General features: G+C 56.3%; 10 protein-coding genes. 9 read left to right on the top strand and 1 reads right to left on the bottom strand.

The genetic code is table 11. The annotated features are described in order from the left end of the window. Window positions 1-12 precede the first annotated feature (12 nt). Entirely contained in the window at window positions 13-1626 is a 1614-nt protein-coding gene (locus PVA48_RS11400; RefSeq protein ID WP_215709493.1) for a hypothetical protein, read from the top strand. 8 nt (window positions 1627-1634) lie between these two features. Here PVA48_RS11400 and PVA48_RS11405 read toward each other — a convergent pair whose 3' ends face one another. Next, window positions 1635-2564, bottom strand: a complete 930-nt coding sequence (locus PVA48_RS11405; protein WP_215709494.1) for a DUF3800 domain-containing protein — start codon at window positions 2562-2564, stop codon at window positions 1635-1637. A gap of 248 nt (window positions 2565-2812) precedes the next feature. Here PVA48_RS11405 and PVA48_RS11410 point away from each other — a divergent pair, with 248 nt between their 5' ends. From PVA48_RS11410 to PVA48_RS11445, 8 genes are read left to right on the top strand one after another with little or no spacing between them, the layout of a single operon-like run. Continuing rightward, window positions 2813-3358 (top strand): hypothetical protein, encoded by a 546-nt coding sequence (locus PVA48_RS11410; RefSeq protein WP_215709495.1) that lies wholly within the window; start codon window positions 2813-2815, stop codon window positions 3356-3358. Window positions 3359-3362: 4 nt separating this feature from the next. Continuing rightward, window positions 3363-4052, top strand: a complete 690-nt coding sequence (locus PVA48_RS11415; protein ID WP_215709496.1) for a hypothetical protein — start codon at window positions 3363-3365, stop codon at window positions 4050-4052. Further along, window positions 4049-4402, top strand: coding sequence for a hypothetical protein (locus tag PVA48_RS11420; protein WP_215709497.1), 354 nt, complete (start codon window positions 4049-4051; stop codon window positions 4400-4402). The genes PVA48_RS11415 and PVA48_RS11420 overlap by 4 nt, the downstream gene beginning before the upstream one ends. After that, complete coding sequence (locus PVA48_RS11425) at window positions 4399-7008, top strand: glucosaminidase domain-containing protein (protein WP_215833360.1); 2610 nt, start codon at window positions 4399-4401, stop codon at window positions 7006-7008. The genes PVA48_RS11420 and PVA48_RS11425 overlap by 4 nt, the downstream gene beginning before the upstream one ends. Window positions 7009-7017: 9 nt before the next feature. Further along, window positions 7018-11034, top strand: coding sequence for a hypothetical protein (locus PVA48_RS11430; protein WP_423231760.1), 4017 nt, complete (start codon window positions 7018-7020; stop codon window positions 11032-11034). Next, complete coding sequence (locus PVA48_RS11435) at window positions 10992-16619, top strand: hypothetical protein (protein ID WP_423231761.1); 5628 nt, start codon at window positions 10992-10994, stop codon at window positions 16617-16619. Before PVA48_RS11430 ends, PVA48_RS11435 begins: the two co-directional genes overlap by 43 nt. Window positions 16620-16660: 41 nt before the next feature. Next, on the top strand, window positions 16661-17260 hold the full coding sequence (locus tag PVA48_RS11440) for a hypothetical protein (RefSeq protein WP_423231762.1): 600 nt from the start codon (window positions 16661-16663) through the stop codon (window positions 17258-17260). Then, window positions 17257-17667 (top strand): hypothetical protein, encoded by a 411-nt coding sequence (locus tag PVA48_RS11445; protein WP_423231763.1) that lies wholly within the window; start codon window positions 17257-17259, stop codon window positions 17665-17667. Before PVA48_RS11440 ends, PVA48_RS11445 begins: the two co-directional genes overlap by 4 nt. Window positions 17668-17704 lie beyond the last annotated feature (37 nt).

A 17704-nucleotide genomic window follows, 5' to 3' on the forward strand; every position in this document is an offset into this window, starting at 1 on the left:
TATTGATACGCAATGACAGAGCCTGTTGAGACAAGACCTGACTGGAAGGAGCTGCTGGCCGACCGGTGGTGGAGGCTGAATCATCTTTACTGGATTGAGGACAAGGACGGGCAGATGGTGCGCTTCCGCCCGAACTGGGCCCAGGAGGAGCTTTTCAATAACCTCTGGTATCGCAATACTATCCTGAAGGTGCGCCAGCTGGGGATTTCCACGTTTTGCGCCATTTACATGCTGGACCTTTGCCTGTTCGGAAAGAACCAGCATTGCGGGATTATCGACAAGACGCTTCCGGATGGACAGGCAAAGCTGCGCAAGATCGCTTTCGCGTATGAGCATCTGGATTATTTGCCGGATAATCCGACGATGGAAGACCGGGCATTGGCTGCCTTGGGAAAGAAGATCAAGGAGAGCTGCCCGCTGGTGGAGAGCCGGACCCAGCGCATGGCCTGGTCTACGAACGGCTCCGTGGATGTGGGTACGAACCTGCGCGGTTCCACCCTCCAGTTCCTTCACATTTCCGAGTTTTCCTATACGGCCCTGCACGATCCGGCCCGGGCGAAGAAGATTCGGACAGGGGCTTTGAATGCCGTCGGGAAGAATAGCGTGGTGGTGATGGAGTCCACCCACGAGGGTGGCAAGGCTGGACTGGCCTACCAGTTGATGGAACAGGCCATGGAGGTGGTGGGCAAGCCTCTTTCCAGCCTGGATTTCAGGTTTTTCTTTTTCTCCTGGCTCCAGCATCGGGAGTATTCCCTGGACGGGGTGGAGCCGAGGCTGGACGATTTTTTGAGGGAGTATTTTGCCGATTTAAAGAAGCGCTACGGCATTGAGTTGACCGAGGGGCAGAAGGCTTGGTATGCCACCCAGTACAGGGCCAACGGGCCGGAGGTGAAGCAGGAGTTTCCGACGGTTCCGGAAGAAGCCCTTCAGACTTCCGTGGAGGGCGCCATTTACGGCAGGTGGATTTCCACCCTCCGGGCCGAGGGGAGGGTAGCCGCCGAGTTTGAAGCGGATGATGTGGCCCCGATTTATGCTTCCTGGGATTTGGGATTGAGCGATTTCATGGCTATTTGGCTCTGGCAGGTGATTGGCGGGAAGTATTACGTGCTGGATTACATTGCCGGGAATAACCAGGCGATTGATTATTACGTGGGGCAGATACGGATGAGGGAGAAGGAGTACGGCCCCATTACCCTGCACCTGCTTCCCCATGATGCGTCCAGGCGGGATTATTCCAAGACTTCCTTTGATGCCGTGCTGCAGAAGGCGGGGTTCCGCACGGCAATCGTGCCGCGTACGTCCGATATATGGACCGGGATTAACGCCCTGCGCAATATGCTGCGCTACTGCACGTTCCACGAGCGGTGCAGCCGGCGCCCGGAGATCGACGGGCAGAAGTATCCTTCCGGGATAGGTTCCCTGGAGTATTACCGCAGCCTGCCGCCGGGTTCCAACGGGTGCGTGAGGGAGATGCCGTTGCATGACGCCTGCTCCCACGGCGCGGATGCAGCCAGGACGTTTGCCGAAGCGGTGAGCCACGGGATGGTTTCCGGACATGCCGGGGTGGCGGAGAAGGTGAGGAGGCCGCATAAACGCCCTGATGCTCTGAGGGGAATGCTTTATTGAGAGAAGGGTTACTTCTTTCTGGTTCGAAATACGCTTTTAGGCAATCGCTCTGGTTTACAAAAGAAGCATTTACAGTATTTTCTGCTCGTGTAGTGCCTTACTCCAACCAAATCCGAACCAACACGATCTATTCTGGATAATAAAGGCTTTAGAAGAGCGTCTTCTCCAGTTTCTGCGTATCGTTTTAACGCATAAGCACACAAGTCAGCGATTTGCACCATACCTGTCAGGGTGCTGTCGACAAAGAGAGGTGTTTCTATGATATGATGAACTCCTGCCAGGAAGGTTCCTTTTTTATGGTAGGAATTCATGTTTTTCGTGTGTTGCTGAGCCACACTTGGGTTGTTGTCATGGATAATGAGTCCACGACGTTTACCCCTTCCGTCGTCCCTGTTTGAGATGCTTTTCAGGTATTTTTCTATACGAATAACTATTTGCTCAAATGACTGTGTTTTAGGAGTCAGGGCGGGCTTTCTCGGAGTGTATTCGTTTTTATCAATTATTTCAGCAAATATTCTGGCAGACGACCATTTCCCAACCATGCAGGATAATTCCTGAAGAAACCTCTGTCGCTCATAGTAAGTAAGGTGTATATAGGATTCCGTTTGAGAATAGTTCTTTTTATATTGCTTGTAGTCCTTTCCTTCAGATTTGCGTTTTTGAATGATTTTTTCACGCATAACTGTGACAGCTTCTCTTCTTTCTGCCGGTGTCATTTTCTCAAAATCCGCTATTTCCTCCTGCTCCTGGTAGTGGCGAACCATCCACCCGACATGGATCTCAGCTTCCGAAAGGCTGTAACTGGTCTTTAGTTGATTGATTTGCTTATCACATTTTGTCCATTTATCCACCGGAATGCCGATGGCAGCCAATACAAAATGATCGGAAACTCCCGGTATTTCCGGTGTTCCGGATTCATCAACGTAAAAGAGGAACATTGTTCTGAGAGATTTTTTAAGGACTGTAATTTTACAAAAAAAAGCGACCAGGGTGGCCTGCCTAAGCAGGCGGCGAGTCGAACCGACTCTTCCCGGACGCACATTTATTTATACATACCAATTAGTTTTTGTCAACTATTCTACTCGGGTGTATGACGCGCGCATGAGATGCCTGTAAATCACCTCCGGCAAAAAGTAGTGACACTCGGCAACTTGAACGAAGTGCGCCCTCATGCGATTTTTGAGGGATGGACAAGCTGACGTTTTTTTCACAGTGCCTTTCCCTGCTGGGGGAACAGGAGTATGTGCTTGATTCTCCTGCGGCCAGAACGTGCGATTTGTGGTTTCCCTCCGTGATGCTGGAGGCGGTGTCTTACGGGCCGTGGTCGTTTGCCACGAAGGAAACCGTATTGGAATGCCCGGAGAAAGATGGACGGTTTACAGTGCCGGAGGATTGCCTGAAGCTGTTGAAGGTGGATGCCAGGCATTGGCGCATGTCCGGCCGCACGGTAATTTGCGAGGAGAGCCATTCTCTCCTCTATGTGTGGTATTTGTCCAATGATTTGGCCCTGGCGGAGACGCTGCCGGACAATGCGCCAATGTTTGTGGAGGCCGTGAAGTGCCTGCTGGCCGCCAAGATGGCTACGACGGTGACGGGCAAGCCGCAGAATGTGGGCGTGTTCCTGGATTTGTACAGGCGCTACATTGCCGACGCCCTCCACCACGACGTGAGCCAGCGGGGAAGCAATGACCAGCATCCGTTGATGGATATTTTAAACCGTTCCATTTTATAGGGTTATGGGAAGCATTGGTTCATACGCGACGAATAAGGGCAACGCGAAGAGCGCCCTGGCGCAGGGACGTGCGGCGAGGGATGCCGCTTACGTGAACGCAGCCAATACGGAAGCCGAGTCCGCTTCCGCTCTGCGTCTCACTGCCGAGAATATGGCTACGGCCAGGCGCAACCAGACGGCCGCCACTGCTTCGGTGCGCGCCGCCCGCGGGGCGTCCGGCCTGACGACGGAGGGAAGCGGACTGCAGGCGGAGCTTACGACCGCAGAGATTTTGGAAAAACAGATTTCCGATATGTCCCTGGGGGCGGCTATCAATGACCAGAACAAGCGCCATGAGGCGGCCATGCAGCGCTGGGAGGGAGACGCCACGTTGGTGAGTGCGCAGAACCAGGCGGCGGCTTACAGGTCCGCGGCGAATGGAGCCCTGGTTTCCACGGGGATTCAGGGGTTGGGCGCGCTGGCCGGAGGCATTGGCGCCGGGATGGGAGCGTTCGGTTCCACGACAGCCGCGCAGGGAGCTTTTGCCGGGTTTAACCTGGGAGGGCTGGCCGGCAGCGTGTTTCCCGGTTCCACGGCAGACCCGCGCCTGGGCATGATGGAGCTAGGGGCCTGGGCGGCGAGTCCGGCCAAGAGTGATTTCAGTTTTTATAACTATACACAGAAGTGGAATCCTTACCGGAGCATGGGATTATGAATGCTTTTGATGCGACCGTGACCGCTTATGCGGAGGTGGGCCGGGATTTGTGGACGGATGTGAAAGATTGCGCTTCCCTGGGGCTGGCGTTTGTTTCCCCGGATGAAGTGTGCCTGGCCCTGCCTGCCGACCAGCTGGAAGAGTTGAGTTTCCCTCCCGAAGAGGTTCCTCCACTTCCGGAAGGGTGCCTGTTTGTATGGTGGGCCGCCGGGAAGCCGCGGGAACTGGCCCGCCTGGCTCGGCAGTTTGCCGGGAGAGGGTTCACGCATGTGGCCTGGCAGCGTTTTTTGCGCGGCCCGAAGGTGCATGTTTTTCCCATTGATCAACTTACCAATAACACGAAACGATGAAAGAGATTCCTTTATACGGAGGGCCGTCCCTGCAGGCGGCCAAAGCGAACCCCGGAACTGCGGCTAATGCCGCCAACGGGGACCAGGGTCAAATGCTGGGCGCCTCCATCCACAAGGCCGAACAGGGCTTGCAGGGAAGCGCCGAGGCGTTTTCCAGGATTTCCGATTTCGGAGAGATGCAACGGCAGGAGGTAGAGCTACGCCGCATACGGGACGAGTCCGACGCCGAGTTTTCCAAGTTGCTTTCCTACGCTCCAGGGACCAAGGATAGTGTTTTTGACAAGGATGGCTCCATTATCAAGGGACGTCTGGATGATCTGGCTTACAAGTTCGGACAGCGGATTGAGAATTTGGGCGGGACGTTTTTCAACCCGGAGAGCGCCATCAAGGCACGGGGTATGATGGAGTCCGTGAAGGCGAGTCTGCCGGAACGCTATTGGGGGCTGGCTGCCAAGCACCAGTTGAGTGTTGCCAGGCAGGCTTTTGATACCAATTTGAAGCTGGCCGAAGAGAAGGAAGATTGGGGTGGGTATGAGTCTTCCATTTCAAATGCAGAGCACTCCAACACCATTTCCCCTGAAAAAGCAGAACTTCTGCGTGTTAAAGGGAGCAAGGTCAGATATGAAAAGCAACAGGAGAATTTAAAGACGGCCTTGTTTTCCAGCGTTGCCGCCGACCCTGTTCATGCAGCGTCTTCCGTCAACAAGGGGCTCTACAATGACCTGAATCCTCTTGACCTGGACCGGGCCAAACGCGAGATACGCCGCCGGCTGGCCGATATAGCTACACCCGCCCCTCTAACCGCAGAGGACCGCCGCAATATTCAGGAGAAGAATATTGACGCCCTGAAAAAACAGCTTCCCAACGGAGCCACCGAACAGATGTGGAAGTGGGCCCGCAATGCTCAAAAGAACGGAGGCCGGATCACGGAACAGGACAAGGTGGAGATACGGGGAGCTTTCAGCATGGAGCTGGATAAACTGCCTGTCCCCAAGGACCGGGATGAGGCAAGACAGATTGCCACCCGAACCATACAGAAGTGGTCCAAGCTTGGCGCTTATGATGGAAATGAGGAATACATCCGCGCCGTGGTGATGGATAAGCTGGATTCCCGGCTGGATGCCGCCAAGGGAGCCCGCAGGAATGACATCGGGCTGGTGCTGCGCCATATTCCGGACGGGGCGTATATCCCGAACAGGTCCGCATCTGTTGAGGATGCGTACAAGAAAGGCGACCGAAAGAAGATTCAGGAGAAGGAGGCTGCCAGAAATTTGGTGGAAAGCCAGATTGAGGAACATGTCCGCGTCCAGATGGCATATTGGCGAGAACGGAATCCTGAAGCGAGCATTCATGATGACCGGATGCAGATTTTCCTGCTTGCCGCCGAGAAGGCCAAGGATCTGAACGAATACGATCAGCAGAAGAATTTGAGTATCGTAGATAAGTCCAGGGAGATTTCACGCGCTTTCGACAGCGAAGCACAGGTAGGAGATACCAGAGAGAGGGAACCGGATTCAGGGCAGGATTTCATCGACCGGAAGAACAAGGAGTGGAAGGACTACCAGGAGAATCAGGTTCCCTACACGCCGCAGGTGGAGGTCGGGAAAGACAGCGCTCCCCTGGCCGTGCCCATGTCCTTTGTGGCTGGCAGGCGCGCCGGGGCCTATGTGCCCAGGGAGATGTACCAGAAGCTTGTCCAGAAGTATGGAAGCCGCCCCTGCCTGAAAGCCACCATGGACCAGTCCAAAGCCTATAATGAGGTTCCGGTGGTAGGGTTTTACGAAGGCCCCAACAGGGGAATTGAGCTTTCCGGCGACGAGTACGGCAACCGCCTGATCATGCTCGCAGGAGACAAGGGGAATGCGACCGTCCGTTTCGCCCCCGAAGAGGTGCCCGGCATGATCGAGCCCGGCAATATTGATTTGAGCGCCCGCCCCGTCGTCCGCCATGCCGACGGCTCCATCAGCACAGTGCGTTCCATTTCCGTGGAGATGGACGGGAAGGAGTACCTGATTCCTACCGTTTCCGAGGACGGCAAGGTTCTTTCCGAAGACGATGCCGTGAAGCAGTTCAAGAAGACGGGTAAACACCTGGGCGTGTTCGATTCTCCGGAGGATGCCACCGCGTATGCCCGACAGCTTCACGAGGACCAGGAGAGTCTTTATGCTCCGCAGCAGGGGGCGGCCGATGTGCTGAACCAGCCCGTTTCCTCCCCGCAGAAGGCCGCCCAGGTTCTTTCCCCGGCTCTTCAGCAGTACGAGTCCGCCTTCCGGCGGGCCGGGGAGAAGTACGGCGTGGACCCTGATTTGCTGATGGCTATTGCCATCCATGAAACGGGCAACGGAACCAGCTCCGCTTTCCGGAATAAGAAAAACGCCATGGGCGTGAGTCCGAACGGTGGAGGTCCGCGGTCATTTGAGACGGTCGAGGCCGGTATTGACTACATGGCCCGGCAGCTCGCCCGCAATTATCTGGGCCAGGGGCTGACGACGATTGCCGCCATCGGCAAGAAGTACGCCCCGCCCGGAGCGTCCAATGACCCCAGAGGACTGAATTCCCACTGGGTGAAGGGAGTTTCCGAATATTATTTCCAACTTAAAGCTTAACTAATTACTATGTTTGAAACAGACTTTTTCCCACTGGCGCAGGATGCGAAGCATTCCAACCTGCTTCCCGATTCCCTTGACCATTTACAGGAGAATACCGCTTCCCCTTCCTTGCAGGATTGGGGACAGGCGCCGAGTTCTCGGAAGCTTCCGGAGTTCAGGCCCGATGAAAGCCGCCTGAAGGTATTTTCAGCATTGGCCCTGGGGGATGACGCCGATGACGAATCCAAAAGGCTGGTGAAGGCGGAAGGCTACCAAGCCCCGGCCACGCCGGACGAAGAAGCATGCCTGGGGCTGGATGTGTGCGTTTCGCTGTTTGGTCTGGACCAAGCCGCCGACCCGTATTTGTATTGGGCCCGGCAAGGCAAGGAAGCGCCGCGGTTCAAGGATATGGGGGGTGCCCACCGCGCTGTGTGGCAGGATTTTTCCGAGAGAACACGCGTGGAGGATGCCGCCTACAAGGAACGGGTGAAAAGAGTCCAGCAGGAACAGGAAGAAATTTCCCGCCGGATGGTGGATTGCGTAGCCGGGAAGGAAGGCAACTGGGATGCGTGTCCTGCTGATTTGTTGAAGTATGCCGAGAGGCCGCAGGAGGCTGCCGATTCCATCATGCGGGCGCGGCGGGCGTATGCTTTTGTCGAGAGGCGCGGGTTTGAGGATGTCTGGCGTTCCGACGCTCTGGACATGGCCGATCTGCTGACGGTGAATGTCAACGGAAATGAGGTGCTGGACCAGCAGGCGTTGAGGCTGCTGATGACCGCGGTTGACCGGAAGGTTCAGGAGAGCCAAACAGACTCCACTTCTTTCTGGCGCAATTTGTACGGGAGCTTTGCCGATACAGTACGCGGCGTGGAAAGCCTGGGCATCAAAACGGTCCAAGCCGTGCGTGATGCGCCGGGCATGGAAGGCATGGAGAACCTGTATTCCAACACCGTGGCATCCGCACTGGGCATGAAGGGGACGTTTGATGGGCAAAGGCAGCTCTACGACCGTTACGAGCAAAGACGCGGGGCGCTGAATACGATGCAGGACATCATGCACGAGTTCGGCCAGCGGATGCGAGGCACGAGTCCCGATGCGTCCTGGTATGTCAAGGCGATCAATGGATCCGGGAATATTACCGGGCAGAGCCTTTCCTATATGGCTCCCGGAGGCTGGGCCCTGGCCATGGCCGGAGATATGGGGCATGCCGGGAATACCGCCGCCCGCAACGGGGATTCCCTGGTGGATGTGACTATTAACGGACTGCGGAATACGGTGGAAGAAAAAGGGTTCGGGGTGTTTTCCGTGTTTGGGCGCATGGGCGCCATCAACAAGCTGCTGACCAAGACGGGCACCGGCACTCTTGCAAGACTGGCCGCGAAGGTACCGGGGCGCACGTTTTTTGCCGGGACGAGAACCGGCAAGATGCTTTCTGCCCCGGCATTTGCCTACGTGGAAGAAATGGGAGCGGAACCCCTGGCTGGAGAGGTGTTCGAGTGGACGGCCCGGAAGTTGTCCGGGATGACGGGAATGGAGGTGAAGCCGAAGGATTTCGAGGTGGTGGGGCCCGTGCTTCAGGCAATGGGGGATGTGGAGCAGTCCGGCGGGTGCGCGTTGTTTGTGGCGGCCATGGCCGCCGGCCACGCTCCGAGGATGAAGCAGGAGGTGGCGGCGTTCGTGACGGATGCCCAGCAGGCCCAGCTGGCCGGGTACACGAAGAAGCACGCCGAAGAGATGGCGTCTTTTTCCACCGTGGAGCACAAGGCGGCTCTGGCCCAACGTTATTTCGAGACTGATATTTTGAAGGATCCCGAAGGAGCCGCCGAACGGGCGCAGAAGGCCGGCGCCGAGCTGGCGGACCGGCAGGAGGCCCGGCTGTACCAGATGTCCGGCGCTCTGGACAAGGTGCTGGAGAAGGCCCACATTGGCCGCATCCGCAAGCTGGAGGGAACGGACAGGTACGAAGTGAGCTTGCGGGAGGGCGCTGTAGTGAACGGCGTGGAGATGGAGGAAGACAGGACCGTGGAGATGAGCGAGGAGCAGACGGATGCTCTTGTTCAAGTAGTGCTGCAAGGAGCCTATCTGAATGGGGTTCGCATGATGCAGGATGCCGTGCTTGGGAATGCCGTCGTTTCAGAAGCCGGGAAGATGGATTTTATTGAGACGCTGGATATGCTTTCCGAGGAAGCGCCTGCGGAGTACCGAAGAGCGGCGGCCGAAACCGGAGGGATGACCGTTCCCGGGTTCATGGATGTAGCCGCCCGTGCCCAAGCACGGATTGACGCGATTGTCCGGGAAGAGGGCGTGTCCCTCCAGGAGGCCAGAAGCAGGACGGATGCCGAAGTGATGGGGAAAGTACAGCTTGGTTCTATTGCCGATTTGGCGGCGGCTTTTGAGAGGCGTCTTGAGCAGGGGGTGCGTTCCGGTGAGATAACGAGGGAAAGGTCCGAGGAGATCAGGAGCGGCACGACGGCGGCCAGCGCCGCCCACCGGTTCACGATGGCGGCCGACCCGGGAAGTTCCCTGCTGCTTTACGCCGGAGGCCATGCCCGGACAGCCAACGTGATGGAGGATGTGCAGGAGTCCGCCCTGGTCCATTACATGAACCTGACCGGGAAGGACTGGCAGGATTTGTGGGAGCATTTGCAGGCGGCGGACGCCGTGCTGGGAAGGTATGGCGTGAGTCTGGGGACGTATGAAGGTCCTGCGCATGATGCCTCGGACGTGGTGGAGAGTTTTTCCAGCCTGTCCCTGTCTTCCTCTCTGGCGGATATTGAGAACCTGCCCGTGCCCCAGTGGGTGAAGGACACCGCAGAGTTCGCTCTGAAAAATCTGGAGGATTCCGCCCGCATCATGCGCGTTGGAGAACAATGGAATGAGTTTGCAGCTACAGACGAGGGAAAGAAGTTCATGGAAGAACATGGAGGTTTGGCAGACGCTCTAAAAGCTGTGGGCGTGAGTACGGAGAGCGTTTTCCGCCAGGCGCGGATGGATGCCGCGCAGGGGCTGGATGTGGAGATGGTGCACGCGGACCTTGCTTCCCGCAGGGCTCCGGGGGATTTCACGATGACGCTGGGTGAGCTGGAGGCGCTGGAAGAGTCCATGGCGCAGATGGATGCCGCGGAGGATGTGGAAGATACCGCGGAAGAGGAGGCGGGAACGGATCCCGTGACTGGCATTACCGGGAATCCAGCATCCCCCGCTCCACTGGTGGAGGATGCCGGAGGCGCCCTAGAAGGGGTGGGAGAAGAGGCCGAACACGATGAAGAGGCTGGCGCTGGGTTCCGCGACCATGCGTTTGTGCGGGTGGCGCCGGATTGCGTGTTTGCCCAGGTGCGGGTGGATTCCCTGGCCCTGGCTCCGGACGTGGAACAGTTCAAGCAGGGAGATCATAATGAACGCGGAGCCGTGAAGGGGCGCGAACTCCAGGGACGGTTCCGGGAAGATGCCCAGCCCATTTCCGTCTGGCGGCGCAGGGATGGAGCCCTGCATGTGATTACCGGACGGCACCGGTTTGATCTGGCCGCACGCGACGGGGTGGAGTTTATTCCGGCCTATGTGTATCAGGAAGATGAGACGCATGACGCCACCTGGGCAAAGATGCACGACGTCGGCCAGAATATGCTGGACGGCCAGGCGTCCGCGCTGGAAGTGGCCTTTTTTGTCAGGAATTCCGGAATGAGCCGGGAGGAGATGGAGGCGCAGGGGTATTTGCGCCCCGGGTCGGCCAATGTGATGGGCTGGGATATTGCCACCCTCGCCGGAGATGAAGTGTTTACCCGCCTGAAAAACGGGGTGATTACGGATAACGAAGCATGGAAGGTATGCCACTTGTCCGGAATGGAGGCGGGGCAGATGCTTGCCATGCAGTTGCGCGAGAAGGGGAAGTCGTGGGATTACGTGGCAGCCTATGTGAAGGAGGCTGACCGGGTGGCTGCGGAGAAGTCCCGGGAGGGTGAGGCGTTTGATCTATTCGGCAACGATACGTCCTGGCAGGAGGATTGCGAGAAGGTAGCCCGCTTTACGGCCCGGGGATTGCCCTGATTACCGAACGCCTGTCCCTCCTGAAGAAGTCCAGAGGAATCAGCCGGCGGAAGGATTTGGCGGGCAGGATGGGCATCCGTCTGGAGACGGACGCAGACTTGAATGCGGCCATTCATGATTTGGAAAGAGCCAAGGGGGCATGGCAATCCCATGACCCGGCGCTGCGCCTTCATGACCGCGCCCTTGCCTGGGACGGCACGAGTGAAGTGAATCCGTTCGAGCATGTGCCCGTTTCCGGGGCGACGTTTTCCGTGGTTGCCATGGACAGTTCCGGATCTGTCCTGGGGCCGGAGACGTTCGTCACCCGGGAAGACGGAAGTCCTGATTGGTTTGTGGTTCCGCGTCGTAAGGGGCAGCCCGCCATGCCGGTGCGGCTGCTGGTGGGGTCCGATGTTGGGGAACACCGCGGTTATGGACTGACCCATATCCTGGCTTCCCGCGGGTTTTCTTTCTGGCAAGACCGTTCCCCGGAACGCTATATCAGTTCCATTCTGACGAATGTGAGCGAGCTTTACGAGGTGGCGCCCGGTCGTGAGCTACTGGTCAAGGGCAGGCAGCCTTCTTCATGGATGCTACTGCAATTGGACCGGAAGGACGGGTTTTATTCCATTGTCTCGGCTTATCCAGTGCGGCAGGGCAAGAAGCCACTCGGAAAGAAGCTCCCCCTTGCAGAGCGACAACCTGCAAACGCGAATAGCGGCACCGCGCGCCTAGGTCCAGGATCAGCAAGCAAGGCCGCTCTGCCGTCCCAATCCGCTGGCGGGGGAGATGTTTCTTCCTTACCACAAGGGGCCAAGGTTGTCAACGTGAATGAAGTGGAATGCCGGTTTGACGACGGCGCCATTGTTCCGGCAACGTTTTCCGTGGTTGGTTCGAATGCCAAGACATGGATCAAGTACACCAACCGTGCTTTTGAAGGGCGTGACGACGGCAAGATGCGGGCGGAGATTGATGCGAGTCAGGCAAGCTTGAAGACTCCGGAGGGTTTTTCGTTCTTGAGCATGTTTGATGAGTGGTCCAAGGGAATGGGGTACAGGAAGAATCCCGTATGGCGCGGGCGCCTTGAGGATGTACTGAATTTTGATGAGCTGTATGAGGCTTATCCATCTTTGCGGAAGATGTATATTTTGGCGTACAAGAATAGAAAGGATTCAGCCCGTGGTTATTATGATTCCGAAGAACGCTCCATTGCGATCAATCTGGCCCACATCGGGCCGATAGGGACGCAGCTTTCCACTCTTTTGCATGAGGTTCAGCACGCCATTCAGGATATTGAAGGCTTTGCCAGAGGGAGTAGCCTGGATGAGAGTGGGAGCCTTGATGGCTATGCGCGTTCCGCTGGTGAGATTGAGAGTCGGAATGTGCAGAGGCGTATCCTGTGGGACGGAGAACGCAGGGAGTCAAAGCCGTTCAATGAAACACTGGAATATCCTGGTGAGGCGATTGTGTCTTTCTCTATCGCGAATGCGCAGGAGCAGGGTCTGTTCCGGGATGGGCATCTGGAAGCAGGAAATGCAGTTATTACAGAACCGGGTGTGACGTTTTCCATTACCGCCCTGCATGCCTCCCCTTATTCTTTTCGGAAGTTCACCACGGAGGAAATGGGGAGAGGCGAGGGAGCACAGGCGTATGGATGGGGGCTGTATTTTGCAGAGCATCAGGAGGTAAATAAAGCCTACATGAACCAGTTTGCGCAGGATGTGGCGACATGGAGGTTCAAGGATTTGGAGGCTTCCAACGTGGATGATATGGCACGAGGATTACGCGATAGAATCAAACTTCCGGAGAATATCAGTCGTGTAGCTATGGATAGTGCACTAGATACGGTGTATGCCGTTCTTGGCGATTTATCTGATGCCAGAGGAGACAAGAAGAAGATAGATGCCATTAAGGATAAATTGAGGGAGGATATACGCGTTAATGAGAATTATACGAAAAATTACCCCGATACGAAAAACCTGAACGATGCAGAAAATGTAGTTTGTCAGTTTTTGGTTGACCATCTGGATGAAATAGAAGTTGCTGCTGGCAGTCCGTCCAACTACCGAGTAGAACTGAATGTTGATGAGGGTAGTTTGCTGGGCTGGGAGTACATGGAACGCGACATTGAAGAGTTGTTGAGTTCCTCTCCGGTGGAGGCGGTGAGGTACGCCGTTGAATATGCCAGAAATGTGGCCGGTGCCCGTGGCGAGGATGTAAGCGGCAAGGGTATTTATGTCGCGCTGGTTGACGCTTTCTGGGATGGAGGGGATGATACTAAACAGGATGCTAAAAAGGAGGCGAGTCTTGCTTTGCTGGAGGCCGGAATCAAAGGGATTAAATACGCAGACAGTCTATCCCGCGGAAAGTTGCAACAGACGTATAACTATGTGATTTTTGACGAGAATGACATCAAGATCACGGAGTTTGCGGATGAAAGTACGGGTGGCGCGTGGAAGGGTTACACAGATCCGGAGGCAACTTTCTCTCTTGCTACAGAAGAGAGTATTTGGGTGACGCTGGAACGGGAAGCGCGGAAGAACCGTCTGGAGGTGCTGTGCAGCCAGACGGCAAAAGCACTGGAGACATGGCGCCGGGTTTGTGCGTCCAACAAGTTGAAGCCAGGCGACGGAGCGGAGGCTTTCGGGAAGGTGATGGCCGTGGTGGCGTCCATTTACAAGACGTTGCCGGAGGGGTACAGGTTCGGCCTTTATCCCTACATGAAAGCCGCCGAGAATCTTGCCACCCGTCTGGAGGACGGACAGACATGGCTTTCCGATGAGCTGAAGAAGGAGACGCTGATGGACGATACCAGCGAGCGCATGGATGCCGTGATCGACAAGCTGCTGGCCCGCACGCTGGAACAGGCGGACCGGTATGCCATCGACCAGATGCGGACGGAGATGGTTGCCCGCATCAAGGCCGTGCAGCCGACGAAGAAGGCCAGCGGGAAGTTTAACAAGGGCAAGTTGAGCGCGGAGGATTACAGGCATCTGCACGGGATAGTCGCCATGATGAATACGGACCAGGAGGCGAAGGAGAAGCGGATGCTGGAGCTGGAGGGCGTGCTTTCCAGCAACCAGTCCACCGAAGAGGAACGGGATGCGGCCGAGCTGGAATTGAAGGATTGGCACACGTTCGGGCATTTGGCCGGGATGGGACTGGAGCAGACGCGCGCCTGCGTGCGCGCCCTTGCCCTGTTTATTACGACGGGGCGGACAGCCTGGTCCGCCAGGCTGGACGAGGAGAGGCGGCGGACGAAGTTCAAGGCCGAGAAGATTGTGGAAGGGCTTGGGCAGGCCACGCCCCAGGGAGGGCGTGACGCGGAAGAGGATGCGAAGGCGTCCACGAAGACGAAGGTAGCCAAGTACCTGAAGTACGGCTTGCAGTCCTATTCCCAGATGTTGAATGGATGGAGGAAGATTCCCGCCCTGCGCGCTCTGGCGCATGCCGAGGTTACTGCGATTGCCGAAGCAAATGTGGCGTTGAGGAATATGAAGCATACCCGGGACCGGGAGGTGACGGCCCTGGTCAAGCGGTGTTTTGGCGTTCAACGCACCAGGGACGTGGCAAGAGTTCTTTCTGATTTCAAGAAGACCGGGGATTCCGGCGTGGTGTTGAATCCGCTGGTGAAGGTGGAGCGCACGGTGAGGATCGCCGAGGCCCGCGAGTGGGTTGGTCTGTCTTTTGAAGAGAGGGAGGAGCGCCGCAGGGCAATCGAGAAGGAGTACAATGACCGGGGGCTTTCCGACGATAAGGCATCCGTGCCGGAAGCGCTTATTCCGGAGATGCGCCGACAGCTTGCCGAGCTGGACGAACTGGTGAAGGCCGGAGACGGACGGGCCAGGAGAAGGAAGAATATTACGGCGAAGGCGGAGGTAGTCCGTCCGGGCAGGAAGGGAGAGACGTTGAAGGTTTCCCGTGCCCAGGCGATGTATGCCATTTTACTTTATGAGCAGGCCGAGTACGTGGAGACGATGCGGAATGAAGGCATTGGAGAAGCGGAGGTTGCCCGCCTGCGCGAGTTTGTTGGCGCCGAAGGGCTGGCGTTCGGCTATGGTCTGCGGGAGCTGATGAACCGGCAGGGAAAGCTGCTGGCCCGCGTGTATGAGGAGCGGGAGGGGGTTCCCTTCCCCGCGGTGGAGAATTATTTCCGGGCCGTGTTCCGGGCGGACCACAAGCTTGATACGAAGGCGTCCTTCGGGGAGCAGACGAATGCCGTGGCCGGCGGGGCGAAGTACGGGATGCTGATTCCCAGGCGGAAGCACAATTTACACCTGGCCTGGAATATGGATTGCGAGGCCGTGTTCCAGGCAGCGAGCGCCGAGGTGGAGAATTATATTTGCACGGCGGATATTACTTCCCGCTGGCGCGGCATCCTGGCGGACAAGGAGGCGGCAGCGTCCTTGAAGGAGCATATGGGACGCCACGGGATTGATTCGCTGCGGCACTGGCTGGACGTGATCGACGGGGCCGGAGTGATGGAGGGGGGTGCCCTGCTGGCCGGGGCCCAGGCGACGAGCCGCTTCCAGAGCGCCAAGGCGGTGGCTCTTCTGGCCTGGAACGTGCTGACGATGATCAAGCAGACAAGCGGCCTGATGCACGGGATGTTTGCCGGGGAGGTGGGCATGGGTAGTTTCCTGCTGCATCTGGGGCAGACGATGTCCATGACCGGACGCATGGGTGTGTTTGAGATGATGAAGACGGAGGCTTTCCGGGCGAGATCCAATGACGCGCAGGCGGAGCTGGTGAGCCAGTTGATGGGGTATGCTTCCGACCAGAATTACACCGGAGCGATTCGGTTTTCCATGGCCGGCATGAGGGCTATTGAGAAGATGGACGTGTGGAGCAATGCCGTGTCCATGGCTGCCCTGTATAATGCAAAGTGGGCCGAGCTGGAGGAGGCCGGTAGAAGGACCGGCTCCCCGATGACGGAGGAAGAGATGCACGCCTTGTGCATGCAGAGCGTGACCAGGGCGCTGGAGCTGGTGGCCCAGCCGCTGACGCAAAGCCAGAAGAGCATGCTGGGGACTTCCACCAGCCTGTTTGCGAAGATGGCCTGTTTCATGAGTTCCGAGGTGCTGAATAAGGTCGGGATGATCGTGTCCCATGTGAGCGCCGGGAATTGGGGGCAGGCTCTTGCTCTATATGGTGTGATGTCCGTTGCCGAACAGACGGTGATTGCCCTGTGGCATGCCCTGCTGGATGACGAGGACGAGTGGGAGAAGAACGGAGGATGGTTTGGTGCCATGCTGGGGGCTCCCGTTGCCATGATTGGTGGCGTGCCGATGCTGGGCGCGGCGGTGGAGTTTGGCTACAAGCAGGCGACTGGCCAGCGCATTTACGTGGGCACCGCATCCGGAGTGATTGATTATTCCGCGATTCACCGGGCGGCTAGGAATACGTGGAAGACTGTCACCGGAGACAAGAAGATGACGTTTGCCGATTGGGCGGAATTGATTCTGCTGGATGCCAAGGCAGCCGCCTATGTGGCCGGAGCGGGCACCGGGAGCCGAAACAAGGCGGTTGATTCCGTGGCCTCCTGGCTACTGTCCGTGGCTGGAGTGGCGAATTTATCCAAACCTGGGTTCAAGTTGGCGGAATAAGATTGAATATTAAGGAGTGTACGGTGTATGTAGAGTTTACCATGCGCGCTTTGCTCTACACTTTTTCCATACTTTTTACTACTTTATCCCACGGAATAGATCGTCCTTTGACAGACTTTTTCCCACTGGCGCAGGATGCGAAGCATTCCAACCTGCTTCCCGATTCCCTTGACCATTTACAGGAGAATACCGCTTCCCCTTCCTTGCAGGATTGGGGACAGGCGCCGAGTTCTCGGAAGCTTCCGGAGTTCAGGCCCGATGAAAGCCGCCTGAAGGTATTTTCAGCATTGGCCCTGGGGGATGACGCCGATGACGAATCCAAAAGGCTGGTGAAGGCGGAAGGCTACCAGGCCCCAGCCACGCCTGACGAAGAATATGATTTAGGAATAGGCGTATTCACTGCTTTATTTGGAGTAGAGAACATTAAATATCCATGGCTTTATTGGAAGGGCCAAGGAAAGGAAGCTCCTATATTCAATAACTCTAAAGAAATTTTCGTGCTGTTTGGAATGACTTTTCAAACAAAGTGCGAAATGCTCACAAAAGACGTATTAATGATGTATGGAGGCGTATTAAGCAAGAAAAGTACAATACGGAATCTCCTTCTGAAGCTCTTATGTTGCATTTTAAAAGTGTCGTGAAGAATAACCCTGGGCAGGCATGGCTGGATATTCAGTCTGGCGCATATCGCCAATTTGGAAGCACTTTCAAGGAGAAAGCAATTCGTGAAATAGTTACAGAAATAAAATATCATATTAAAACTGATGAAAAGAAGAAAGCCATGCTTGACGCAGTAGCTTTAGACGCTCTAAAGCCACGCAATCTATGGAAAGATGAAACAAAATTCTTTGAAAAGCATCGAGATGTTGCAGGCGTTTTTGTAGTTAAAGTTATACTTGGAGATAAATTTTTAGACTATCCTTATTGCTATTGGATTATGCAGGCGAAACCTATTCCTGAATATGAAACAACATATCACGCACTGGCTGATATATGGGAAGATTATAAGCAACAAGTACAACTATTAGATTTGAAGAAAGCGCAATAATGCCATTTCATAAAAAAGCCCCCTGGCCCGAAGGCCA

Source organism: Akkermansia sp. JRP_AM1 (genome assembly GCF_049262625.1).
In the GTDB taxonomy this organism is placed as follows: domain Bacteria; phylum Verrucomicrobiota; class Verrucomicrobiia; order Verrucomicrobiales; family Akkermansiaceae; genus Akkermansia; species Akkermansia massiliensis.